This window comes from Rhizobium sp. NXC14 (assembly GCF_002117485.1).
Taxonomy (GTDB): Bacteria; Pseudomonadota; Alphaproteobacteria; order Rhizobiales; family Rhizobiaceae; genus Rhizobium.
The window spans coordinates 686,184-706,479 of record NZ_CP021032.1 but is presented as its reverse complement, the minus strand read 5'-3'; the positions used below and the strand labels follow the sequence as shown (position 1 = coordinate 706,479).

Sequence of the window (20,296 nt, the reverse complement as noted above, 5' to 3'; positions counted from 1 at the left end):
GAAGCGCCAAGGACTGGCAGCTAGGCTTCGAAAGCCCACGGAAAGGGGATCATCATGAACGTAGCACGCTCTTTCAACAATTGGCGCAAGTACCGTCAGACGGTCGCTGAACTGGGCCGTATGTCCAACCGCGAACTGGACGACCTTGGCATCGGCCGCGGCGACATCCGCAACGTTGCGCGCGCAGCGATCGCCCGCTAACGACCAGATAGACACCATTTTCGAGACTTGCCCAGCGCCTGCTTGCTCCCGAGCGGGCGCTTTGCTTTTGGCGTTTGGCGGTTAAATGGCGAGATCCCCGCTTTTCGCATAACGCATAGCTGCCCTGCAAAGAAATGCCTATCATCTGAGCAGGAAATAAGTATGATTATTTCATCGAAGCGATGCACCTCCTCCCGCATCCCTTCGAACATGCAGGCGCCCCATCCTCCTCCCAGGGTCGCTTGCGGGAACGGCAGCACTCCTCCTCCCAGCTGTCGTTCGGTTTTTATCGAAAGCCTGCCGCACCTCCTCCCGCGGCAGGCTTTTTTCGTTTCGGCCGAGGAGTGTCCGGCCGCGCCGAAAGCGGCCGCTGGCGATTGCTTTACGTCTGCTCAGCCAAGTCCCGGACAAACCTGTTGACACCAAACTTGTCGTACAACTATGTAACCAAACGGATACCGCCGCAGCGGAAGACGCCTGACGGATGGGCTTGCGCAATAGCGACGATGCGTGACGACAACGAAGCTGAAGGAAAATTGACATGCAGATCGATGTGAGGCACGCCTCCCACCCCGAGGCCGTGCGCGAATACGACACCGAAACGCTGCGGCGTCACTTTCTGGTGGAGACCGTTTTCGCAGGCGGCGAGATCCGGCTGACATATTCCCATTACGACCGGATGGTGATCGGCGGCGCCACGCCGCTTGGCCCCGCGCTGACGCTGACGGCGCCGACGGCGATCGGACAGGAAACCTTCCTCGCCGAGCGTGAACTCGGCGCCCTGAACATCGGCGGCGCCGGCCGCATCACCGTCGACGGCACGAGCTACGACCTGGCCAAGTATGACTGCCTCTATGCCGGCAAGGGCTCCAAGGACATCAAGTTCGAGAGTGCCGATGCTGCCAATCCGGCGAAGTTCTATCTGGTCTCGACGCCGGCGCACCAAGCGCACCCGACCGTGCTGCTCACCCGCGAGAAGGCGCGCCACCTGACGCCGGGCGAAGCCGCGACGGCCAACAAGCGGTCGATCTATCAGTTCATCCACCCGGAGGTCTGCCAGTCCTGCCAGCTCACCCTGGGCCTCACCATGATTGAGCCGGGCAGCGTCTGGAACACCATGCCGGCGCATACGCATGACCGGCGCATGGAAGCCTATCTCTATTTCGATCTCGAAGCCGACCAACGCGTCTTCCATTTCATGGGCGAGCCGCAGCAGACCCGGCACATGTTGGTCGCCAACGAACAGGCCGTCATCTCGCCGCCGTGGTCGATCCATTCGGGGGCCGGCACCAAGAATTACAGCTTCATCTGGGCGATGGCCGGCGACAATAAGAGCTTTACCGACATGGATCATATCGCCATTGCGGATCTGAGGTGAGCACCGTGGCAAACCTCTTCGACCTCTCCGGAAGAACCGCCGTGGTCACCGGCGCCAATACCGGGATCGGCCAGGCCATCGCGGCCGCCCTGGCCGAGGCTGGTGCGGCGATCGTCGCGGTCGGCCGCTCCTCGATGGAGGAAACCGAGGCACTGGTGAAGCAGGCAGGAAGCCGTTTCCATGTCATCAAGGCCGATCTCGGCACGATCGAACCGGTCAAGGGGATCGTCGCCGAGACGACCCAGACATTCGGCGGCCTCGACATTCTCGTCAACAATGCCGGCATCATCCGCCGTGCCGATGCGCTCGACTTCACCGAGGAAGATTGGGACGCAGTGATCGACGTCAACCTGAAGACGGCCTTCTTCCTGTCGCAGGCGGCCGGCCGCCACATGGTCGAGAAGGGCAGGGGCAAGATCATCAACATCGCCTCGCTGCTCTCCTTCCAGGGCGGCATTCGCATCCCCTCCTATACCGCCTCCAAAAGCGGCCTTGCCGGGCTGACAAAGCTGCTCGCCTGCGAATGGGCCGGCAAAGGCGTCAACGTCAATGCCATCGCGCCCGGTTATTTCGTCACCAACAACACGACGGCGCTGCGTGAGGATCCCGATCGCAACGCCGCCATCCTGGCCCGTATTCCGGCCGGGCGCTGGGGAACGCCGTCCGAACTTGCCGGTGCCGCCGTGTTCCTGGCGTCGCCCGCATCCGATTACGTGCACGGGACGGTGCTGCCCGTCGACGGTGGCTGGCTGGCGCGGTGATCGCTTCGCCATCTCACGGTTCACAGCTGTAGTGACTGACGTCGTCTTTTGCCTTTCCGGCCGGCATGCGCTAGCAAAAGCATAACGGCCGGCGCAGCCGCCCCGAAAGGCAGGATTTGACAAGGGATGACGGACAAGGACAACGCGCTTTTCAGCACCATTCGCCAGCCGTCGAACCTGCGCAGCAACCTTGCCGATACGCTGACGGCGCAGATCGAGTCCGGCGACCTCAAGCCCGGCCAGCGCCTTCCCACCGAACAGGCGATCATGGCGGCGACTGGCGTCAGCCGCACGATCGTGCGCGAGGCACTCGCCACCCTGCGCGCCAAAGGACTGATCACAACGCATCAGGGCCTCGGGGCTTTCGTCTCGGACGATCCGACACCGAGATCCTTCTCCATCATTCTTAATGACCTGCAGTCGATCGATGAGGTCCTGCGGGTGCTGGAGCTGCGCATGGGGGTCGAATATGAGGCGGCCGGTCTTGCCGCGCTGCGGCGCACGCCGGAAGATATTGACCGCATGCAGGACCGGCTCGATGCTCTGGACAGGGCGCTGGACGAGGGTGGATACGGCGCAGAGGAAGATTACGCCTTCCACCGGTCGATCCTGGTCGCGACGCAGAATTCCTACTACGGCCGCCTCTTCGACACGTTCGGCAATATCATGGTGCCGCGGCAATGGGCGCGTTTGGACAAGATGACGGCTGCGGAGCGCAAGCGCCATGCCGCTCGCATGCGCAGGGAACACCACGCCATTTTCTCGGCGATCCGCGACGGCAACGAACCTGCCGCGCGGCGCGCCATCCGCAGCCATCTGTCGAAAAGTGCCGCCCGCTTCGAGGAACTGCGCGACGCCAGCACTTCGTCCTGAACGGTTACACCTTCGGCGTCATCAGTCGCCGCCAGGCGGCGTGATCGGTCTGCAGGGCAACGGCGGCATGCGCCGCAGGCAGAAGCGGCGTGCGCCTGCGCCGGCCGAAGCGCCGCTTGAAGCCGAGGATATTTTCGACGAAACTCCTGGTGTAGAGGCCAGGTCCGCTCGAATAGATGCGCCAACCGCCGTCGACGGCAATCTTTCCGGTCTTGGCGCGCGCCCATTGCGCCGCCGCCTGATAACGGTCGGGGAAAGCCGCGTCGCTGCTGCTGAAATAGGTATTGCGCTGGCGCAGTGAAGCATGCGGCAAGGCCGTCGTGACGGCGATCGGATTGACGACTGATATCGCCTTCCACAGCTCCTCGGCGGAAGTCTCCAGCGCCAGCGTTTCGCAATAGCGCAGATGCGCATGCACATACATCAGCCCGATCTCGCGGCCGAAGAAGGACGAGGATTCGGCCCGGCGAAACAGCGTTTCGGGCCCGCCGGAATAGGTCGCCGGCCTCTCCATCAGCCGCACGCCATCGGGGAAGAGCAGGTGCTCTTCGATCAGCCGCATGTGATGCCGCCTCTGCGCCGGCGTGAATAGCTTGCCGAGCATGGCCTGCGTCATCGAGATCAGCGAGAAGGAAAGGCCGGTGCGTTTGTCACTCGGATGCAGCAGCAATTCGACGCCGTCATGGGCCGGATCGAAGATGCCGTAGCCGGCGACGACGCCGTCACGCATGAGATGCCTGTTGAAATCCCGTCGCATTGCGGTTGCGATCTTCCTTAGCGCCCTGGCCTTATCATCAAGGCCGAGGCGGCGCAGAATGGCGGAATACCGGACGATCTGCTCATAAAGCAGAGCAACTGTCCAGCTGCTGACCATCCAATCGCGCAGATGCGGATCGGCCGGCTGCAGTGAATCGTTCCAGTCTCCCTCGCCATAGCGGATCAGATGCGTTCCCGGGATGAACTGTGTGCGGACGGTCTCGAGCAGCTTCTCGACATGGGTGGCGATGGCATCGGCCACGGGCGCCTTCTGCATGGTCTTTTCGTCGCGCCAGGAGACCTTCTCGTCGAGGATGGCGAGATCGCCGGTCGCTTCGATATAGTCGCAAAGCGCTTTCAACGGCCACACGATGACGTCGCCGTGACTGTCGCTCGCCCGGATGTTGGCATAGGGCTCCAGCATGAACCATTGCGGCCAGTCGCCTTTTTCCAGATATTGTTCGCTAAAGACGGTCTTCACCACCTCCCTGGCTTCGCGGTCGTGCTCATAGGCGAGCAGGAATTCGATCGGTCCCTGGCAGGCGTCGCGCGTGCCCCAGGCAGCACCGGTGTATTGCTCCAGGCCGTGCGGCACGCTCAGATGCACGATGGCGTCATGCGCGAGCCAGGGCAGGAGGGTCGCCTGGGCAGCGAGGTCGGGCGAAGGGCTGTCGATCCTCATGCCGCGCACGGCGTTGCGCCAGAATGCCGATGCCGGCGCAAGCATAGTCTCGTCGGTGACGCCGCCCTCGTAACGCTGCGCCAGCCGTTCGGCCTCTTCGGCATCGGTCATCGATCCGACGACGGCAAAGGAGAGCGCCCGCGTCGACCGGGACTTCAGCGCGACGAAAGCACCGTTGCGTCCAACGCCATCGACATAGAGCAGTTCGTCGCCGCCGATCTCCTCGATGGCGTCGGGTGTCGGACTCACCAGCCAGTAGACGGCATCGGGATAACGCTCGCCCCAGAGCCAGGCAGGGTCCGGCCGGAAAGAGATGCGTTTGCGCGCGGAATCGAATTCGATCTGCCCGCCAGCGTCATACTCGCGCTCCCCGAGCACGATATGGCCAAACACCAGGAAGCGGCACGGCTTGCCCTCCACGGAAACGCTCCACTGCATTGCCGCATCCTCGCCGGAAGCGACCGCCGTGACGATGATCCTGCGCTCCGGGCACTGATAGATCCAGCGGCAGTCGCTCAGTCCCATTTCGAAAGCCGACGGCACCGCCAGAAGCTGCCAGCCCGCGCCGAGATCGGCCATGATGCGCAGTCCGCTGGCGCGCGTCAGATTGTAGGGATCGCGCGACACCGAAAAGAGCTTGTGGAAGGACGTATTGCCGATCGTCAACTGCGCGGCGAAAATTCCTTGCATCCAGCAGCTGGCGGCAAGGGTGGTATCGTCGAGCAGCATGTTTTGGCCGCTCCGCACGATGGCGCCATGGCGCCGCGCGACGACGAGTTCCTTGTCACGCAGGACGACGTGGCGGTTGAGGACGCCATCGGGCATGAAAAATGAAAGAAGCTTTCCGTGCGCGCGCTCTTCGAGGCTCCGCTCCGCGTAGAGCTGTCGGATCGCCTTTAGGTCCAACGCCTCGGCCTCCAGCAGGGGCGCATCCTGGAGCAGGCTTCGAACGGCCGCGGCCCCCTCCGGATCGGCGGTTGCACTCTCCGGTGCCGCGATACCGTCAAGCCGCGAAAGGTCGGCATCGCTCGAGGCCTCGGGATGATCGGCGGCGAACAGGGCAACGAAGGTGGCTGTCGCGCCGTCTGCTGACACGGAAAGCGGCCTCGACTGAATGGCGGGACATGCCGTCTCCTGCTGCCGCCGTTCGCCCGGAAGGCTGCTGCCGAAGGGCCCGACCAGATGGTCGCGCTGCCGGTGCTTCGCCTGCACCAGCTGGATCGCATCCGTGGCGTAGGCGGCCGCGCCATCGAAGCATCCCTGGATGAGCCAGGGATTGCGGGCGCCCGACTGCTTGAGATTTTGCCGGTTCATGACGACCGGGCCGAATGTCTCGTGATCGGCGATATGGTGATCGACATATTGCGAAGCATAGGCCTCGCTGTTCATCAGGAAGCCGCGATCGCCGAGACCGACGTCCTGGACGAGCACCAGATCCACCGGCAGCGTTCCCTTCTTCGGATGCTTGAGCGAGATGCGCCAGAACCAGGCCGTTTCGGAAGCATGAAGCTCGAGCCGGACGGTGTAGCTGATATCGGCGGCCATGCCGCTCCAGGAAAAGCTCGTCGCGTCGTGCCCAAAGCGGCCATCGGCACGCGGGCCGACGATCTCGACGACATCAGGCTTGGCCCCGCCGATGCGCAGATAAAGGCGACTGATGCCGCCGTAGAGCGGCGAACCCTGGATCTGATTGATCTGCACCGCTCCCTTGTCGTCGGCATATTCGATCGCAAACAGCGTGCCGTTCGGCAGCGCCGAGATCGACAGGCCGGAACCGTTGCTGATCGCAAGGAGACCCAGCTCTTCGCGTCGTGGCATTTGCAAACTGCGCTTGAGGTTCAGGGCCATTGAGATCTCGTCGATTGATATCAGAGGGGAATTAAAGGATGGCGTAAAAAGATTGAGAGAAATCTTACCGGTGATGGGAAAACCGACAAGTTGCCGCGGCTGATAAACTCACATCAAAGTGCTACCGAAACTCGCCTAAAGCGGAACAGAGTCAGGCAGAGCGGATTAGAAAACGAAAAATATAACGGCAGTGCAAATTGCTACCGCCACTTCTCGAGGAGAAATCCCGACCGTCCTTGAACGGGATCCGTATGGGGTAGGGGTACTGACGAGATTTTCGCCAACATTTCGCTTGAAGCAGCCGAAGTCTGAATATCGGCATGCTGCCCCTTGGGATAAGCGCCGATGACCTCGAAGTCTGCCGTGCAGCCGAGGTTTTTGTGTCCGGTTCCGGCTGGAAGCACCAGACAGTCACCCGCCGCGACGTCGAGAGTTTGACCGCCGGGACCGCCGATCAGCAGTGTGGCGCTGCCACGTGCAATGCCCAGCACTTCATGAGCACCGGAATGGTAGTGCTGACAATCGAAGACACCGTTCGTCCAGATGCCGGTCCAACCGTTTGTCGCGAAGCGACTTTTGAAATCACGAGGTCCACCATCGGCAAAAACATTCCGGTAAAGCAACACAGGAAGGCGCGAGTTGTTCGGAACCCAGTCGCTTTGCTCGAAAATAATCGACTCAGTGTTCATGCTGAATTCCCCACGGTAGGCGATGATGGCCTCAATACGATAGTCTGCGAGCCATCGGTGCTGGTGAGCGAGTTCGATGCGTTTCCCCCATTGAACTCATCTCCGATGATGGCTTCAAAAGGCTAAACTTTGGCGGCCGCCGGCGGTTCCTTCACACGCTGGAGCCTCGGTACGCGAAGCGGTGACTGTCGCTCGTCTTGTTCCAAGAAACGGTTCATTGCGTATGCACCGCTGTGTATGCATGGGTATTTGAAGCTTGCCGTGTTGGCGAAGATTGAAGCCCACAGCCCTTCGAACTTTTTGCTTGGCGAATTGGCTTAACGCTAGGTAAGACCCCTCTTTTTGAAAGAGGGCAACATGCAAAAATTATTATCGATTCTATTCAGCTCAGTCATCGTGGCGGGAACCGCGCACGCCCAAGCGAGAGTCCAGGCCACCCACAGCGACCGCCTGATCGAGAGCTATCGCGCGTATATCGGCGACGCTGATCTTTATAATTCAAATGGGGCGAGACTTACCCAGCCCTGGCAGATCATCCGACAAGACAGGGCGAATTTCCATCAGTATCATGTGCGCGATCATGACGATCAATCAGACTCATTCTTTGCCGATCCGGCAAATCGCCAAGCTCTGGAGCAGATGCTTCGGAACGGAACGATGACGCGAGAGGCCGCCGATATGATCCTACGTGGCAATGTATGGATTGACGTTGATATCTACGGTAACCAAGGAACCGGTCGATGGATCGACGTTTCAGTATCCGATTGATATTTCCCCAGGTCTCATACCGGAAACGGCCGCCTGGCGAAGGGGACTGAGAGCAGGGCGCAGCCGGTCAGAACGGCGACGACCATCCAGGCTTCGTTGATCGCCTGAACGCTGGCCGCTGTCTGGACCAGCGGATCGAGCGCCGCCATGGTATCCGCATCGAAGCTGCCGCTATGTCGTGATATGATCTCGGCAGGTGCGCCGACAAACGTGGCCGCCTCGATGTCGCCGGCCTGGAGGCGTGCCCAGAGGTTTTGTCCCAGCGGCTCCGAGCGTGTGTAGATGATGGTGTCGATCAGCGCGATGCCGATGGCGCCGCCGAGATTGCGCATCAGATTGAAAAGCCCGCTCGCATCGGGAACGCGATCGGCCGGAAGCGTGCCGAGCGCCAGCCGCGTCGGCGGCAGCAGGCAGAACATGATGGCGATGCCGCGCACCACCTGCGGCCAGAACATTGCGTCGTAATCCGAGCGCGGATCCTGAAACGCGCTCATACCGACGCCGATCGCGAACAGGGAGAAACCGGCTGCCGACAACAGTCGCGCATCCATGCGCTTTTCCAGCGCGACGGCGATCGGCGCGGTGATCAGCTGTGCGATACCGGTGACCAGCATGGTCACGCCGATCTCGAGCGCGTCGTGTCCCCTGATGAAAGCGAGAAAGACCGGCATGAGATAGACCGAGCCGAACAGGCCGATGCCGAGTATGAAGCTCAGAACCGAGCCGACTAGAAAATTCCGATCGCCGAAATTGCTAAGATCGACGATCGGCCGGCCTCGGCGCAGTGTTCGCGTGATGAACGCGCTCCCCGAAAGAAGGCATACGGCCAGCAGGCTCAGCACATAGGCCGAGGTCCAGCCGCTGGTCGGAGCCTCTTTGAGACTGAGTTCCAGCGCTGTCAGCGCTGCCGCCATCAAGAGGAGCGACAAACCGTCGAGATGCCTGAGTTCGGATGGATCGGCTGCCTGCTTGGGAAGGAAGCGCGCCGCCAAAACTGCCGAAGCAAGCCCCGGAAGAATGTTGATCAGGAACAGCCAGTGCCAGGAATAGGTTTCGGTCAGCCATCCGCCGACGATCGGGCCGACGGTGGGCGCAAGCACCGCAAGCACGCCGGCAATCGTCGTCGCAAGCGCTTGCCGCATATCTGGAAACAGGATGAACACGGCTGAAAAGACCGAGGGGATCAGCGTCCCGCCGGAAAAGCCCTGAAGCACCCGCCAGGCGACCAGCGCGCCGAAGCTGCTGCTGGCCGCACAGCCGGCGGACGCAGTCACGAACAGGGTTATGGCGACGACGAACAGCCACCGCATGGTCAGAAGCCGCGTCAGCAGGCCGGTGAGCGGGATGGCGATCACTTCGGCAATCAGATAGGCCGTCTGTATCCAGCTCATCTGATCCGGATCGATGCCCAACGCCGACTGGATGGTCGGCAGCGATGTCGCCACCACCTGAACGTCGAGGATCGCCATGAACATGCCGACGCACATGGCCAGGAAGCCGAGCCAGACGATGGCGGGCCTTCCATCAGGACGAGCAGCTTCAAGTCGTTCCGACATGCAAGGATCCCGCCAGCGCGGCAATGTCTGCATCGGTGAGAAATCTAGAGCCTTCATGATTGCGATCGAAACGAGCGCCATGTCAACCGACAGAGCGAGGAGATCGTCACCAGCCGGGCGTTAGTCGCTCATGCCGAAACGCGACCGAGCCTGAGCGGGAAGGCCAGGCTCGGTGTTCGATCGGCGAATTTGGGCCGGACGTTCTATGCGCCCGGCTCCCTTTGCGTCGGCCAGGATTAGCCGCGGAAGAGCGACAGGATGTTCTGGGACGACGAATTCGCGATCGACAGCGACTGGATCGCCAGCTGCTGCTGGGTTTGCAGGGCAGAAAGCCTGCTCGACTCCTCCTCCATATCGGCATCGACCAGCCGGCCGACACCCGAGTCGATCGAATCCGAGAGTGCACCGACGAAGTCTTCCTGGAGTTCGATGCGGGTCGAGATCGAACCCAGCTGTGCACCTGCCGACGTCATCGCCGAGAGCGCCGATTCGACGGTTGTCAGCGCCGACTGGATCTGGCCGAGTGTGAGTTGGTGATATCCATCGAGTAGACCGAGCCGGTCGCGCCGGACGACGTGCCGAGAATGCCGGTGGAGGTTTCGATCGAGCCGCCGCTCATGCCGAACAGCACATTGCCCATCGAAGCGGTATCCAGAGCATAATCCGTCATTTTCACCGAAACGGCGCCGGAGCCGTCGCGGACGAAGGACGATACGACGCTCACGGTTCCATCAGCGCCGGCGACCCAGTTTTCGCCGGAGAAGGAAGCCGACTGAGCGATGCTCATCAGCTGCTCCTGCAGCTGGCTGATTTCTTCCTGGACCTTGGACTTGTCGACACCGTCTTCGGTCGCGGCCACGAGCTTGGCTTTGATCTCGTCGACGACGTCGATCGCGCTGTCCATTGCCGTGTAAGCCGTATCGACCTTTGCCGCACCGAGGCCGAGGGCGTCGGACACGGCTGACAGCGCCTTGTTATCGGACCGCATCGTGGTCGCGATCGACCAATAGGCGGCGTTGTCGGATGCGGTGTCGACCCGGTAGCCGGTGGAAACACGGTTCTGTGTCGATTCGAGATTGGAATTGACGCTGCGCAGCGTCTGAAGGGCTGCCATCGCGGAATTGTTGGTATTGATGCTGGTCATGGAAATGTCGCCTAATTCGGAAGTTGGATGTGTTGCATCCCGGGGACATCCGGGCCGTGGCGAGCAGCCTCATGCTTATCGACCCCTCTTCGGGGTGGTCAATTCGCCACTGTTGAGACAATTATGGTACTTAAAGGTACCTTAATCTTTAACGCGAACGGCGAAGCCATTATTTTTTCCCAAATTGCGACACCCCGGCAATGTCGTCGGCAGAATTTGTCCTGGTGCCGGCCAGCAGAAATTCCGCATGGTCGATTGACGGCGCGGCGGGAAACTGGCTATCACTATTAAATCAATTTGATTGACTTCAACCGCCGCTCCGATCCCTGGCCGTGCAGGAACGTCCAAAAACCTCGTTTTCCTCAAAGGAAGAGTGACCAATGTCGAGACCGCGACCGAATGCCCTGCGGCTTGAAACCCTTTGGAACCCGCCTACCGAGGGCAAGGAATTCTCCTATGTCCTGCGCCTCAAGAACCTCGGCAGCGAACCGCTTTCGAATTTTTCCCTCTGCGTCAGCGGTCCGGGCCGCGTCGACCCCTCCGGACGCGTCGAAGGCGCAACGGTGTCGCAACGGCTTTCGAATTTCACCGAATTCCAGCCGCCGGCCAACTTCGTGCTCGGAGCCGGCGAAACCTGGACGATCTCCGTCTATGCGCTCAGCTGGCAGTTCCGCCACTGGACGGACGGCGCGACGAGCGCCTATCTCGTACTGTCCGGCGGCAACACCATCGTGCTCGCTGTCGAGCCGACACGCTCTTCCGTCAGCAATGCGCCGCTGAAGCGCGGTGCCGAGATCTATCCGGTTCCCGTCAACGCGCCCGTTGCGGTGTCGATCATTCCCTGGCCGAACCATGTGGCGGTCGCCTCGCGCCGCCCGCTGCCGGCCGGTTTTGCGCCGCGGGCGCAGAGCCCTGAAGGGGAGGCGGCGGCGAAAAGCTTCGCGGCACTGGTGGAGCATCTCTTCGCCGTCGAGGGAATCGTACGCACCGAGGCCGAAGGCGCGGTTCGTGTCGGCCTGAAGCACGCCGCCGCCTTCGGGCCGGAGGCCTACCGGCTGAGCTTCGAAGAAGAGGCGATCACGATCGAGGCAAGCAGCCGGACCGGCTTCCTTTACGGCCTCATCACGCTCGCCCAGATCTGGCGCGGCGCCAGGCTGCATCCCGGGACCTTCCAGTTTCCGGCATCCGGCGAGATCATCGACGAGCCGTCGATGGGCTGGCGCGGACTGCATCTCGATGTCGCCCGCCAGTTCTACGGCGCAGCCGAAGTCAAGAAGCTGATCGCGGTGCTGGCCTGGAACAAACTCAACCGCTTCCACTGGCACCTTTCCGATGACGAAGCCTGGCGGGTGGAGATCGATGCCTACCCGGCCCTGACAAAGATCGGCGCCTGGCGCGGTCACGGTCTCGCCGTGCCGCCGCTTCTGGGTTCAAGCCCGGCCCGGACGGGCGGCTACTATACGAAGCCTGTCATCCGCGAGATCGTCGCCCTCGCAAAGAACTTCGGCATCGAAATCGTGCCGGAGATCGATATGCCCGGACATTGTTATGCCATGCAGCAGGCGATACCTGAGCTGCGCGATCCGGACGAGAAGGGCAGCTATTACTCGGTTCAGGGTTTTCCCGACAACTGCATCAATCCAGCGCGCGAGCAGACCTATGAGATCGTCGAGACCATTCTCTCGGAACTGATCGAGCTTTTCCCGTTCAAGACGATCCACCTCGGCGCCGATGAAGTTCCCCTGGGCGCATGGTCCGGCTCGCCGGCAGCGCTCGACCGCCTGCGCGCCATCGCCGGCGACGAGGTTGCCGATGCGCATGCCAAGCGGCTGAACGTCGTCACCAACACCCATGGCGCCGACGACATTCACGGCTCGGGCGCCGCCATCCTGCAAGCAGAATTCCTCGAGCGCGTCCAGCGCTTCCTGGCAAGCAAAGGCTGCATCACCGGCGGCTGGGAGGAAGCCGCGCACGGCGACGTCATCGACAAGTCGAAAAGCTATCTCTGCAGCTGGCGCAATGTTGAGGTTTCGGCCGAACTCGCCGAACGCGGCTATCAAATGGTCGTCTGCCCCGGCCAGGTCTATTATCTCGACATGGCGCTGAGGCCGGACTGGGATGAGCCCGGCGCCAGCTGGGCAGGAAATTCGGACGCGGAAAAGCTCTACAATTTCGATCCGGTCGGCGGCTGGACAGCGAGCCAGAAACAGCAGCTGCTCGGCATCCAGGCCTGCATCTGGTCCGAACCGATGACGGACCGCGCCGTCTTCGATCGTCTCGTCTTCCCGCGCCTTTCGGCACTTGCCGAAACAGGCTGGACGAAACCCTCGTCCAAGTCATGGGAACGCTTCAAGGCGCTCGCTGGGCTGATGCCGCTGCTCTATGGATTGCAGGAGTCATAGCGCCCGGCTTCACTGTCGCGGTCGGTAGGCAGAGGGCGTGACGCCTGTGCCGGCCTTAAATGCGCGGGTCATGTGGCTCTGGCTGCTGAAGCCGCAAACCGAGGCGATCTGCGCGATCGGGTCCGCGCCGCGCAACATCGATTTCGCGCGCTCGACGCGCCGATGGGCCACCCAGCCATGCGGGGACACGCCGTAGCTTGCCCGGAACATCCGCTGAAAATGAAAGGCGCTGAGCTGCCCAATCGCCGCCAGATCCTGCAAGCGGATGGTCTCACCGAGATGAGCCTCGATATAATCCAGGCAGCGGCGCCTGATATGGGGAGCGAGCCCGCCGCTGATCGCGCAGGGGCGCGTCCCTCCACAACGCGGATCAACGAAGAAATCGTTGATCGTCTCAGTCATCGCTTCTTCAGCCAGCAGATGCTCACCCGCTGACATCGCTTGCCTCAGCTGCCGAAGCGTGCGCGCCAAGACGGGTGCATCGGCGAAGGTCACTTCGGAGACAGCCATAAGCCTGGAATCACGGTCGAACGTCTCGGCAAACATCCGGCGCATCTGATCGTCCGGAACATAGAGATGAACGAAGTCGAAAGGATCGGTGATTTCCCATTCGGACGAGTGCCCCTGTGGCATGACGCACAAGGCGCCGGGCCGGCCTCGCGCGGCGGGGCTGCCATCCAGGCGGCGCGTTCCGGCGCCCCCGTTGAGATAAAGGCTGAACGTATGTCCGTCCGGCCTTTCATAGCTCATCCGGTCGCTGCCATTGCTCCAGAGGGCCGCCGACCGCCCGAACCCAAGATCGATCGACTGCGACATCCGCGCCGAGGGCGATGCGGACAAAAACCTGAAAACCGAGAGGCGGCTATCTTTCACCAATTCTTCCCACACCCGTGACGTCTTGCGAACAATACCGGTGGACGGCCGACGTGGCGAGCGGGAACTCCGGGGCGAGAAATTTAATAGCAAGAATCTGCAAGAGACCGGCTCACCGTTCGCCTATTCATGGAGAAAACGAGGATCACTCCATGGCAAATGCCGCTCTCTTCATCGCGACCGTCCTCATATGGGGAACGACTTGGATCGCCATTGCGATGCAGGTCGGTCCCGTGCCGGTCCTGGTCTCGGTCTTTTACAGATTTGCGCTCGCAGCCGTGATCCTCGTCGCCATCCTGGCTTTCATGCGGCGGCTCAACCTCCCTGCCTTGCGCGATCAACCATTCATCCTGGCGCAAGCGCTCTGCCTCTTCAGCCTCAATTTCATCTGTTTCTACAATGCAGCCGGCTTCATTCCCTCAGGACTGATCTCCGTCATCTTCTCGCTGGCAACGATCTACAATGCCGTTAATGCGCGCCTGTTCTTCGGCGACCGCATCACTGGCCGCACGCTTCTCGCAGCGGCGCTCGGAGCCACCGGCCTTCTCTTGCTGTTCGGAGAGGAGGTGGTCGTCGATTTCGATATGGGCACATTGAAAGGGATCGGGCTCGCAGCGCTGGGCACGCTGTTCTTCTCGCTCGGCAACATGGCATCGCGCCGAAACAGCGCGGCCGGAATCTCACCGCTGACCGCCAATGGCTGGGGCATGACTTACGGCGCGATCGTCCTCCTCTTGCTGATTGCCGTGACGCAAACACCGATCGTGGCGCCGCCCGACATCAGCTATCTCACTGCCCTGCTTTATCTCGCGGCAATCGGCTCGGTGATCGGCTTCACCACCTATCTCATGCTGGTCTCCCGCATCGGCTCCTCGCGCGCTGCCTATGCCACCGTCCTGTTCCCGATCGTCGCCCTGTCATTGTCGACAGTCTTCGAGGGCTACCGCTGGAGCGGTCTCGGCCTGGTCGGCCTGGGGCTGACGCTTCTCGGGAATGTCGTCATATTTGCACGACCTCTGCCCCGTCGCGTGCGCCAAGCAGATGCGCGGCTGCCGGCAGGCGGGTGAGGGTGTTAGCCGACCGGCTTTTGCAGGACGTCGAAGCGCGGATTGGTTTCCGAAAAAATTGGCAGGGCGGCAGCGCCGAGGATCGCCGTATCCTTGCCGGTCATGCCGATCATGACGCGGGGTATCGTCCGCTTTCGGTCGGGATCGATCGGATCGTGCAGCGGCTCGAGCCGCTCGGCAAGCCGCCGCATCAGCGATGTCGATACGCTGCCGCCGAGCACGATGGTCTGCGGATCGAAGGCGAGTTCCAGAAAATCTAGTGTCTGCCGCAGGGGCTCAATGGCCTGATCGAGCCAGGCATCAACGCCTTCGCCGCCTTCGGCGATCAGCGCGTCGAGATTGTCGGGGGAAAGCTCGCCGGCATTGGCAATGCCCATGAATTCGTAAGCGACTGAGGGCGAGATGTAGCGATCGAGGCAGCCGCGCTTGCCGCAGCTGCAGAGCCTGCCATGCGGCTCGACGATAATATGGCCGATCTCGCCGGCATTGTCGCGGCTGCCCTTGTAGAGGTGGCCGTCGAGAAACATTCCGGCGCCGATACCGCCGCCGCCGGCCAGAAACAGATAGACGAAACTGCCGAGCCCCCGGGCAACACCGTGAAGGCGCTCGCCGATCGCCGCCGCCGTCGCGTCGTTCTCGACCAGAACCGGCACTCCGACTCGTTGTTCCAGTGCATGCCCGACCGGAAAATCCTGCCAGCCCGGCAGGCTGTGCGGGCTGAGAGATGTGGTGCCGCCATCGGCGTAGCGGCCGGGCAGGGCGATGCCGATACCAAGCAGCCTGTTCCTGTCGAATGCAAAAGCCTCTTGAAGATCCTCGACGATTGTTTGCAGCGCCGGCATGGCCCTTTGCGGATCGGGCTGTTCGACCAGGTGCTCGATGCGGGCGCAGACGGCGCCCGAGAGGTCCGTCAGAACACCGCTTGCGCGCCGGCGGCCAAGCTCCAAACCGATCGAATAGGCGCCGTGCGGATTGATGGTGTAGGGAATGATCGGCTGGCCTCGCGCCAGCTTCTGCGCCTCGGCCGCAACGAGAAGGTGCGAGCTCTCCAGTTCCTCGACGATGTTCGAGACGGTTTGAGGCGTCAGCGCCGTCATCCGGGCGATGGCGGCCCGCGACAGCGGACCGTGGGTGCGCACAGCCTCGATCACCACGCGCCGGTTGTGAGACTTGGCCTGCTCGAGATTGGTGCCGGAGATCGCCTTCATGTCGCTTTCGAAGCAAGTGAAGCACCACCCTTGTCACAAGACGGATGGCGATGAAAGCCACATTCTTTGACTGATTATCGAAGCTCGGCGTCGGCAGGCGCAACGGCATTTCGTCTCTGCAGCAGGGCGAGGATCGTGATCCCCGACAATCCGGTGACGGCGCTCAGCATGGCGGTCCCGGAATAACCGGTCACATAAGTGCCGGCGGCAAAGACCAGCGCCCCGATGCCCGCGCTGGCAAAAACGTTGACGGAGATCAGTGCGCTGCCGAGCCCCGGCCGGTCGGCGATGAGATCCTGCAGATAGGTGATCGGGATGCTGATGATCGCCGCCGCGCCGATGCCAGCGAGCAAGGTGAGCGCGTAGAGATGCCACGGCTGGGAGGCAAAACCGAGGAGGCCGAGGAATGCGGCATAGACGATGGTGCCGGCGGCAAGCGCGGTCATCTGACCCGCATCCCGCGCGATCCGCGACCAGACGATGATGAAGACGATCTCGAGCAAGGCGACGATCCCGACCAGAATGCCGACGTCGCTGAGCGCGCCGTGGGCCGCCCCGGTGGCGATCAACGGCAGCAGGGCGTCGTTGAGATGCAGCGTACTGGTGATCAGCGCCACCCCGATGATATGCGCCGAAATCCGCGGTGAAATCACCTGCCGCAGGGCGCCGAGATAGGAAAGATGATCAATGGTGGCGATCCCCGTTGCCGCCCGCTTCGGCAGGGCGAAGAGGATGATGCTCTGGCATAAGAGACAGGAGATGGCGGCAAAGAGATAGGCCGGCAGCATGCTCGATGCGCCCGAAAGCAGAAGGCCCGTAATGCCGGGAATGAGCACCCAGGAGAGCGAGATCATGGCGCGCACTCCTGAGTTGGCCGTCACCATGTCGTCCCGGCTCATGCCCTGCATCGCCGCGCGCGCATTGGCAAACAGCAGTGAATTCAGCGCCCCATAGATCGGGAGCGGCAGCAGCGCGCTGATGACGAAGACGGGCACGCTCGGAAAGGCATAGACCATGCCGTAGCCGGCAATGCCGAAGATGCAGGCGCCGATCATCGCTGAACGGTATTCGCCGAGCCGGTCGGCGAGATTGCCGAGCAGAACGCTGATGATCACATTCACCGCCGCCGAAGCAAAGGCCAGGAAGGAATAGAGACCGTCGCTCAAGCCCAATTCGCGGATGCCGACGATCGAACGATAGGGCGCGGTCATCGCTCCCGCCATGCCGAAGGTGAAAATGGCGATCATGCTGGCGCGGATCGCCGGATTGCGGAAGACGTCGGGAAAGAGGCGGCTCATGAAATCATCAATCGTCAGGGAAATCGGCAGGCGCAGCCGCGGCGGGCAGTCCCGAAGGTCATGTCATGCATCGCGTCTCTAAAAAACGAAGCCCTGACAGTCAGTAATGTTCGGATTGGGAAAAGGTTCTCGCCAGCTCGGCCTGGCCGGCCGTAAGGCCGCAATCCACCGGCAGGCAGATGCCCGTGATCGCTGCGGCGAGCGGCCCGGCAAGGAAGGCCACGGCATTGGCAACATCCTTCGGATCGACGACGCGCTGCAGCGGATACCAGCGGCGCGCCTCCTCGAACACGTTTGGATTGGCCCTCGCGCGCGCTTCCCAGGCCTGCGTCTTCACCGTGCCGGGTGCGACGGCATTGGAGCGAATGCCGAACTTGCCGTATTCCACGGCGACCAGCCGGGTGAAATGCAAGAGGCCCGCCTTGGCGGCGCTATAGGCCGGATGCCCGAAAACGTTCATGCCGTTGACCGAGGCGATGTTGACGACGGAGCCCTTCGAGGCCTTCAACATCGGCTCGAAGGCGCGGAAGCATAAAAACGCCGCTTCGAGATTGAGCGCATTATCGGCCCGCCAGATCTCTGGCGTTGTATCGTGCAGGCTGGTGGCGCGGGCGGCCCCGGCATTGTTGACGAGGGTTCGCACGACGCCGCTGCCGGCAGCACGTTCTGCCAATCCGGCAATGCTCGCCTCGCTGGTCACGTCACATCCGACGGCGACGAAACGCTCCTCCGGTCCGAGTTTCGAAGCCGCGGCGGCAGCGGCAGCCGCATCGATATCGGCAAGCAGTACGACATCATGGTCATCGGCGAGCCTCGCGGCAATCGCCGCGCCGATATCGCCTGCAGCGCCGGTCACGACGGCGATCGATTGGGTCATTGATTGTCGCTCCCGTTCATATGCTTCAATCTCCAAGCAATTGCCGGTCGTCGCCGTCGCGGTGAAGGACGAGCTGCTGCTTGATGCGCCGCAGCGTCACCGTCGCCTTCGGCTGAATGGCGTAGGCGATGAGGCTCGACAGGATATCGACCATCGCGATGTAGGCGATGCGCGTCGAGGTCGGGCGGTAGATATTGTTGCCTTCGGGAAGATCGATCGGTACGACGATTTCGGCGGCCTTGGCAACCGGGCTTTCCGTCTGGGTCAAAGCGATCGTTTTCACCTTGGTGTCGCGGGCAAGCTCGAAGGCCCGCACCAGCTCCATATTGCGCCCCGAGAAGGACGAGCCGATCAGCACGTCGCCAGGTTTCGCCGCGGCCGCCATCATCAGCTGCATGCTGTGGTCGGAACTCGCCGTGATGCGAAGGCCGAGACGGAAGAGGCGGTTCTGCAGCTCATCGGCGATCATCGACGAATTGCCGCCCGAGCCGAAGGCGTAGATCATGTCCGCCTTGGCGATATGGGAAACGGCGGCTTCGATAGCGGCCAGATCGAGCGACCGATGCAGGAGAAAGAGGGCGTTCTGGGCCTTGGTGATGATATCCTGGGCGACATCGGCCGGATCGGTGCTTTTCGATTCCGGCTTCAGATAGCGCACGCCGATATGAGCGGTGCGGGCAAGCTGCACCTTGAAATCGGAAAAGCTCTCGCAGCCCAGCCGCCGGCAAAAGCGCGTGACGGTCGGCGGCGACACCTCGGCCCGCTCCGCGAGCTCGATGATCGAGGCGTTTACGGCGAATTCGAAGTCGTTGACGATGATCTCGGCGATGCGGCTTTCGGAGGGAGAGAGCCGGCCCTTGTCTTCCTGCAATGTCGAAAAGATATCCAAACCCGCTCCCCCGATGGTATCCGCTAATCACCCTTCTTCTTATAGGCCACGCAGTCGATCTCAACCTTGCAATCGACCATCATCGACGATTGCACACAGGCACGCGCCGGCGGATGCTCGCCGAAATACTCCTGATAGATCTTGTTGAAGGTCCAGAAGTCGCGCGGATCGTCGAGCCAGACGCCGACGCGCACGACATGCTCGACGCCGTAACCGGCTTCCTCCAGGATCTCAAGAACATTGGCGATCGTCTTATGGGTCTGGGCGATGATGTTGCCGTCGATGATCTCGCCATCTTCCATCGCAACCTGGCCGGAAACATAGAGCCATCCGTCAGCTTCGACGGCGCGCGCGAAGGGCAGCGCCTTGCCGCCGGCGCCGGTTTGAACAGTGCCATAGCGCTTGATAGGCATTCTCACGTCCTTGCAAATTATTTTCTTGATAAGTTGACAAGTGACCATAGAAAGCAGAATTTGACCAGTGAAAAACGCCTTTTATGAAAAGAATTTCAATCCGGGGCAGCCATGCGCGATCCGTTCCAGAATCCTTTCCCATCCGATAGCGCCCGCCACGCGATCTGGGAGATGCTCGTTCCCCGCGATATCGATGCCTTTCTGGCCGCCGATTGGTCGATGGTGGAGCATGACTTCGTGGAAGATGGCTTCATCGGCATCGATGGCCGCAAGGAGACAAACCCCGACAAATGGCGGCTCGCTTTCCCGACGCTCGAAGCCTACCGCGACGAGTGGCTGAGGCAGGCGGAGGATTTCGCCAAACAGAGCTTCGCTGAAGATGCGCGCACAGCGATCTTCACCACGACGACGCTCGAAGATATCGAGATCGAAGGCGACACGGCGCTGGTTCGCAAGAAATTCAACGGCGGCATTACCAAGGCGGACGGCACCCGCGATGTCCTGCAATGGCAGACACTCTATTATTGCCGGCTTCACGAAGGACGCTGGAAGATCTCAGGTTTCACCGGCTACCTGCCGAACCCGATGGGTTGAAGCGGAGCCGATAGAAGAA

The 20,296-nt window shown here is 61.7% G+C and carries 17 protein-coding genes and 1 pseudogene; 8 read left to right on the top strand and 10 right to left on the bottom strand.

The genetic code is table 11. From position 1 onward, the window contains the following. Positions 1 to 54: 54 nt before the first annotated feature. The 4 genes from NXC14_RS27660 (at position 55) to NXC14_RS27645 (ending at position 3,213) form a co-directional block, all read left to right on the top strand. Positions 55 to 201: a DUF1127 domain-containing protein gene (locus tag NXC14_RS27660; RefSeq protein WP_085781186.1), complete on the top strand. Its 147-nt coding sequence runs from the start codon at positions 55 to 57 to the stop codon at positions 199 to 201. A gap of 541 nt (positions 202 to 742) precedes the next feature. Beyond that, positions 743 to 1,579, top strand: coding sequence for a 5-dehydro-4-deoxy-D-glucuronate isomerase (kduI, locus tag NXC14_RS27655; RefSeq protein ID WP_085781185.1), 837 nt, complete (start codon positions 743 to 745; stop codon positions 1,577 to 1,579). After that, positions 1,576 to 2,340 carry a 2-dehydro-3-deoxy-D-gluconate 5-dehydrogenase KduD gene (gene kduD / locus NXC14_RS27650; RefSeq protein ID WP_281064616.1) on the top strand — a complete coding sequence of 255 codons (765 nt, stop codon included), beginning with the start codon at positions 1,576 to 1,578 and terminating at the stop codon, positions 2,338 to 2,340. The genes kduI and kduD overlap by 4 nt, the downstream gene beginning before the upstream one ends. 126 nt (positions 2,341 to 2,466) lie before the next feature. After that, positions 2,467 to 3,213: a FadR/GntR family transcriptional regulator gene (locus tag NXC14_RS27645; protein ID WP_085781184.1), complete on the top strand. Its 747-nt coding sequence runs from the start codon at positions 2,467 to 2,469 to the stop codon at positions 3,211 to 3,213. A 4-nt stretch (positions 3,214 to 3,217) separates the two neighbouring features. Here NXC14_RS27645 and NXC14_RS27640 read toward each other — a convergent pair whose 3' ends face one another. Both NXC14_RS27640 and NXC14_RS27635 read right to left on the bottom strand, forming a co-directional pair. After that, positions 3,218 to 6,499, bottom strand: a complete 3,282-nt coding sequence (locus NXC14_RS27640; protein WP_085781183.1) for a cellobiose phosphorylase — start codon at positions 6,497 to 6,499, stop codon at positions 3,218 to 3,220. Positions 6,500 to 6,699: 200 nt separating this feature from the next. Continuing rightward, on the bottom strand, positions 6,700 to 7,188 hold the full coding sequence (locus NXC14_RS27635; protein ID WP_085781182.1) for a cupin: 489 nt from the start codon (positions 7,186 to 7,188) through the stop codon (positions 6,700 to 6,702). 357 nt (positions 7,189 to 7,545) lie between these two features. Here NXC14_RS27635 and NXC14_RS27630 point away from each other — a divergent pair, with 357 nt between their 5' ends. Further along, a complete protein-coding gene (locus NXC14_RS27630) occupies positions 7,546 to 7,956 on the top strand; it encodes a hypothetical protein (RefSeq protein ID WP_085781181.1) in 411 nt (136 codons plus the stop codon). A 14-nt stretch (positions 7,957 to 7,970) separates the two neighbouring features. Here NXC14_RS27630 and NXC14_RS27625 read toward each other — a convergent pair whose 3' ends face one another. Beyond that, positions 7,971 to 9,512, bottom strand: a complete 1,542-nt coding sequence (locus NXC14_RS27625) for a DHA2 family efflux MFS transporter permease subunit (RefSeq protein WP_085781296.1) — start codon at positions 9,510 to 9,512, stop codon at positions 7,971 to 7,973. A gap of 236 nt (positions 9,513 to 9,748) precedes the next feature. Further along, a pseudogene (locus NXC14_RS27620) lies at positions 9,749 to 10,656 on the bottom strand (flagellin). Positions 10,657 to 11,036: 380 nt separating this feature from the next. Between NXC14_RS27620 and NXC14_RS27615 the strand changes: the two are divergent. Further along, the gene (locus tag NXC14_RS27615) at positions 11,037 to 13,058 is read left to right on the top strand and encodes a beta-N-acetylhexosaminidase (RefSeq protein ID WP_085781180.1); all 2,022 of its coding nucleotides are present in this window, start codon (positions 11,037 to 11,039) and stop codon (positions 13,056 to 13,058) included. A 9-nt stretch (positions 13,059 to 13,067) separates the two neighbouring features. Here the strand turns inward: NXC14_RS27615 and NXC14_RS27610 are convergent, their stop codons facing one another. Continuing rightward, positions 13,068 to 13,808, bottom strand: coding sequence for an AraC family transcriptional regulator (locus NXC14_RS27610; RefSeq protein ID WP_085781295.1), 741 nt, complete (start codon positions 13,806 to 13,808; stop codon positions 13,068 to 13,070). A gap of 275 nt (positions 13,809 to 14,083) precedes the next feature. Here NXC14_RS27610 and NXC14_RS27605 point away from each other — a divergent pair, with 275 nt between their 5' ends. Next, the gene (locus NXC14_RS27605) at positions 14,084 to 14,998 is read left to right on the top strand and encodes a DMT family transporter (RefSeq protein ID WP_085781179.1); all 915 of its coding nucleotides are present in this window, start codon (positions 14,084 to 14,086) and stop codon (positions 14,996 to 14,998) included. Positions 14,999 to 15,003: 5 nt separating this feature from the next. Here NXC14_RS27605 and NXC14_RS27600 read toward each other — a convergent pair whose 3' ends face one another. The 5 genes from NXC14_RS27600 to NXC14_RS27580 form a co-directional block, all read right to left on the bottom strand. Beyond that, positions 15,004 to 16,206 carry an ROK family transcriptional regulator gene (locus NXC14_RS27600; RefSeq protein ID WP_085781178.1) on the bottom strand — a complete coding sequence of 401 codons (1,203 nt, stop codon included), beginning with the start codon at positions 16,204 to 16,206 and terminating at the stop codon, positions 15,004 to 15,006. 74 nt (positions 16,207 to 16,280) lie between these two features. Next, a complete protein-coding gene (locus NXC14_RS27595; protein WP_085781177.1) occupies positions 16,281 to 17,504 on the bottom strand; it encodes an MFS transporter in 1,224 nt (407 codons plus the stop codon). A 100-nt stretch (positions 17,505 to 17,604) separates the two neighbouring features. After that, on the bottom strand, positions 17,605 to 18,381 hold the full coding sequence (locus NXC14_RS27590; RefSeq protein WP_085781176.1) for an SDR family oxidoreductase: 777 nt from the start codon (positions 18,379 to 18,381) through the stop codon (positions 17,605 to 17,607). Positions 18,382 to 18,406: 25 nt separating this feature from the next. Next, positions 18,407 to 19,270 carry a MurR/RpiR family transcriptional regulator gene (locus tag NXC14_RS27585; protein ID WP_085781175.1) on the bottom strand — a complete coding sequence of 288 codons (864 nt, stop codon included), beginning with the start codon at positions 19,268 to 19,270 and terminating at the stop codon, positions 18,407 to 18,409. Between the two features lie 23 nt (positions 19,271 to 19,293). Continuing rightward, positions 19,294 to 19,683: a RidA family protein gene (locus NXC14_RS27580; RefSeq protein ID WP_085781174.1), complete on the bottom strand. Its 390-nt coding sequence runs from the start codon at positions 19,681 to 19,683 to the stop codon at positions 19,294 to 19,296. A 111-nt stretch (positions 19,684 to 19,794) separates the two neighbouring features. On the opposite strand from NXC14_RS27580, the gene NXC14_RS27575 reads away from it, so the two are divergent. After that, positions 19,795 to 20,277, top strand: a complete 483-nt coding sequence (locus tag NXC14_RS27575) for a hypothetical protein (RefSeq protein WP_085781173.1) — start codon at positions 19,795 to 19,797, stop codon at positions 20,275 to 20,277. The last annotated feature ends 19 nt before the right edge of the window (positions 20,278 to 20,296 follow it).

Bases quoted from the DNA above. Each gene is read 5' to 3' on its own strand.
- NXC14_RS27660 (WP_085781186.1), top strand. From the start codon at position 55: ATGAACGTAGCACGCTCTTTCAACAATTGGCGCAAGTACCGTCAGACG.
- kduI (WP_085781185.1), top strand. From the start codon at position 743: ATGCAGATCGATGTGAGGCACGCCTCCCACCCCGAGGCCGTGCGCGAA.
- NXC14_RS27645 (WP_085781184.1), top strand. From the start codon at position 2,467: ATGACGGACAAGGACAACGCGCTTTTCAGCACCATTCGCCAGCCGTCG.
- NXC14_RS27640 (WP_085781183.1), bottom strand. From the start codon at position 6,499: ATGGCCCTGAACCTCAAGCGCAGTTTGCAAATGCCACGACGCGAAGAG.
- NXC14_RS27635 (WP_085781182.1), bottom strand. From the start codon at position 7,188: ATGAACACTGAGTCGATTATTTTCGAGCAAAGCGACTGGGTTCCGAAC.
- NXC14_RS27630 (WP_085781181.1), top strand. From the start codon at position 7,546: ATGCAAAAATTATTATCGATTCTATTCAGCTCAGTCATCGTGGCGGGA.
- NXC14_RS27625 (WP_085781296.1), bottom strand. From the start codon at position 9,512: ATGTCGGAACGACTTGAAGCTGCTCGTCCTGATGGAAGGCCCGCCATC.
- NXC14_RS27615 (WP_085781180.1), top strand. From the start codon at position 11,037: ATGTCGAGACCGCGACCGAATGCCCTGCGGCTTGAAACCCTTTGGAAC.
- NXC14_RS27610 (WP_085781295.1), bottom strand. From the start codon at position 13,808: ATGAGCTATGAAAGGCCGGACGGACATACGTTCAGCCTTTATCTCAAC.
- NXC14_RS27605 (WP_085781179.1), top strand. From the start codon at position 14,084: ATGGCAAATGCCGCTCTCTTCATCGCGACCGTCCTCATATGGGGAACG.
- NXC14_RS27600 (WP_085781178.1), bottom strand. From the start codon at position 16,206: ATGAAGGCGATCTCCGGCACCAATCTCGAGCAGGCCAAGTCTCACAAC.
- NXC14_RS27595 (WP_085781177.1), bottom strand. From the start codon at position 17,504: ATGAGCCGCCTCTTTCCCGACGTCTTCCGCAATCCGGCGATCCGCGCC.
- NXC14_RS27590 (WP_085781176.1), bottom strand. From the start codon at position 18,381: ATGACCCAATCGATCGCCGTCGTGACCGGCGCTGCAGGCGATATCGGC.
- NXC14_RS27580 (WP_085781174.1), bottom strand. From the start codon at position 19,683: ATGCCTATCAAGCGCTATGGCACTGTTCAAACCGGCGCCGGCGGCAAG.
- NXC14_RS27575 (WP_085781173.1), top strand. From the start codon at position 19,795: ATGCGCGATCCGTTCCAGAATCCTTTCCCATCCGATAGCGCCCGCCAC.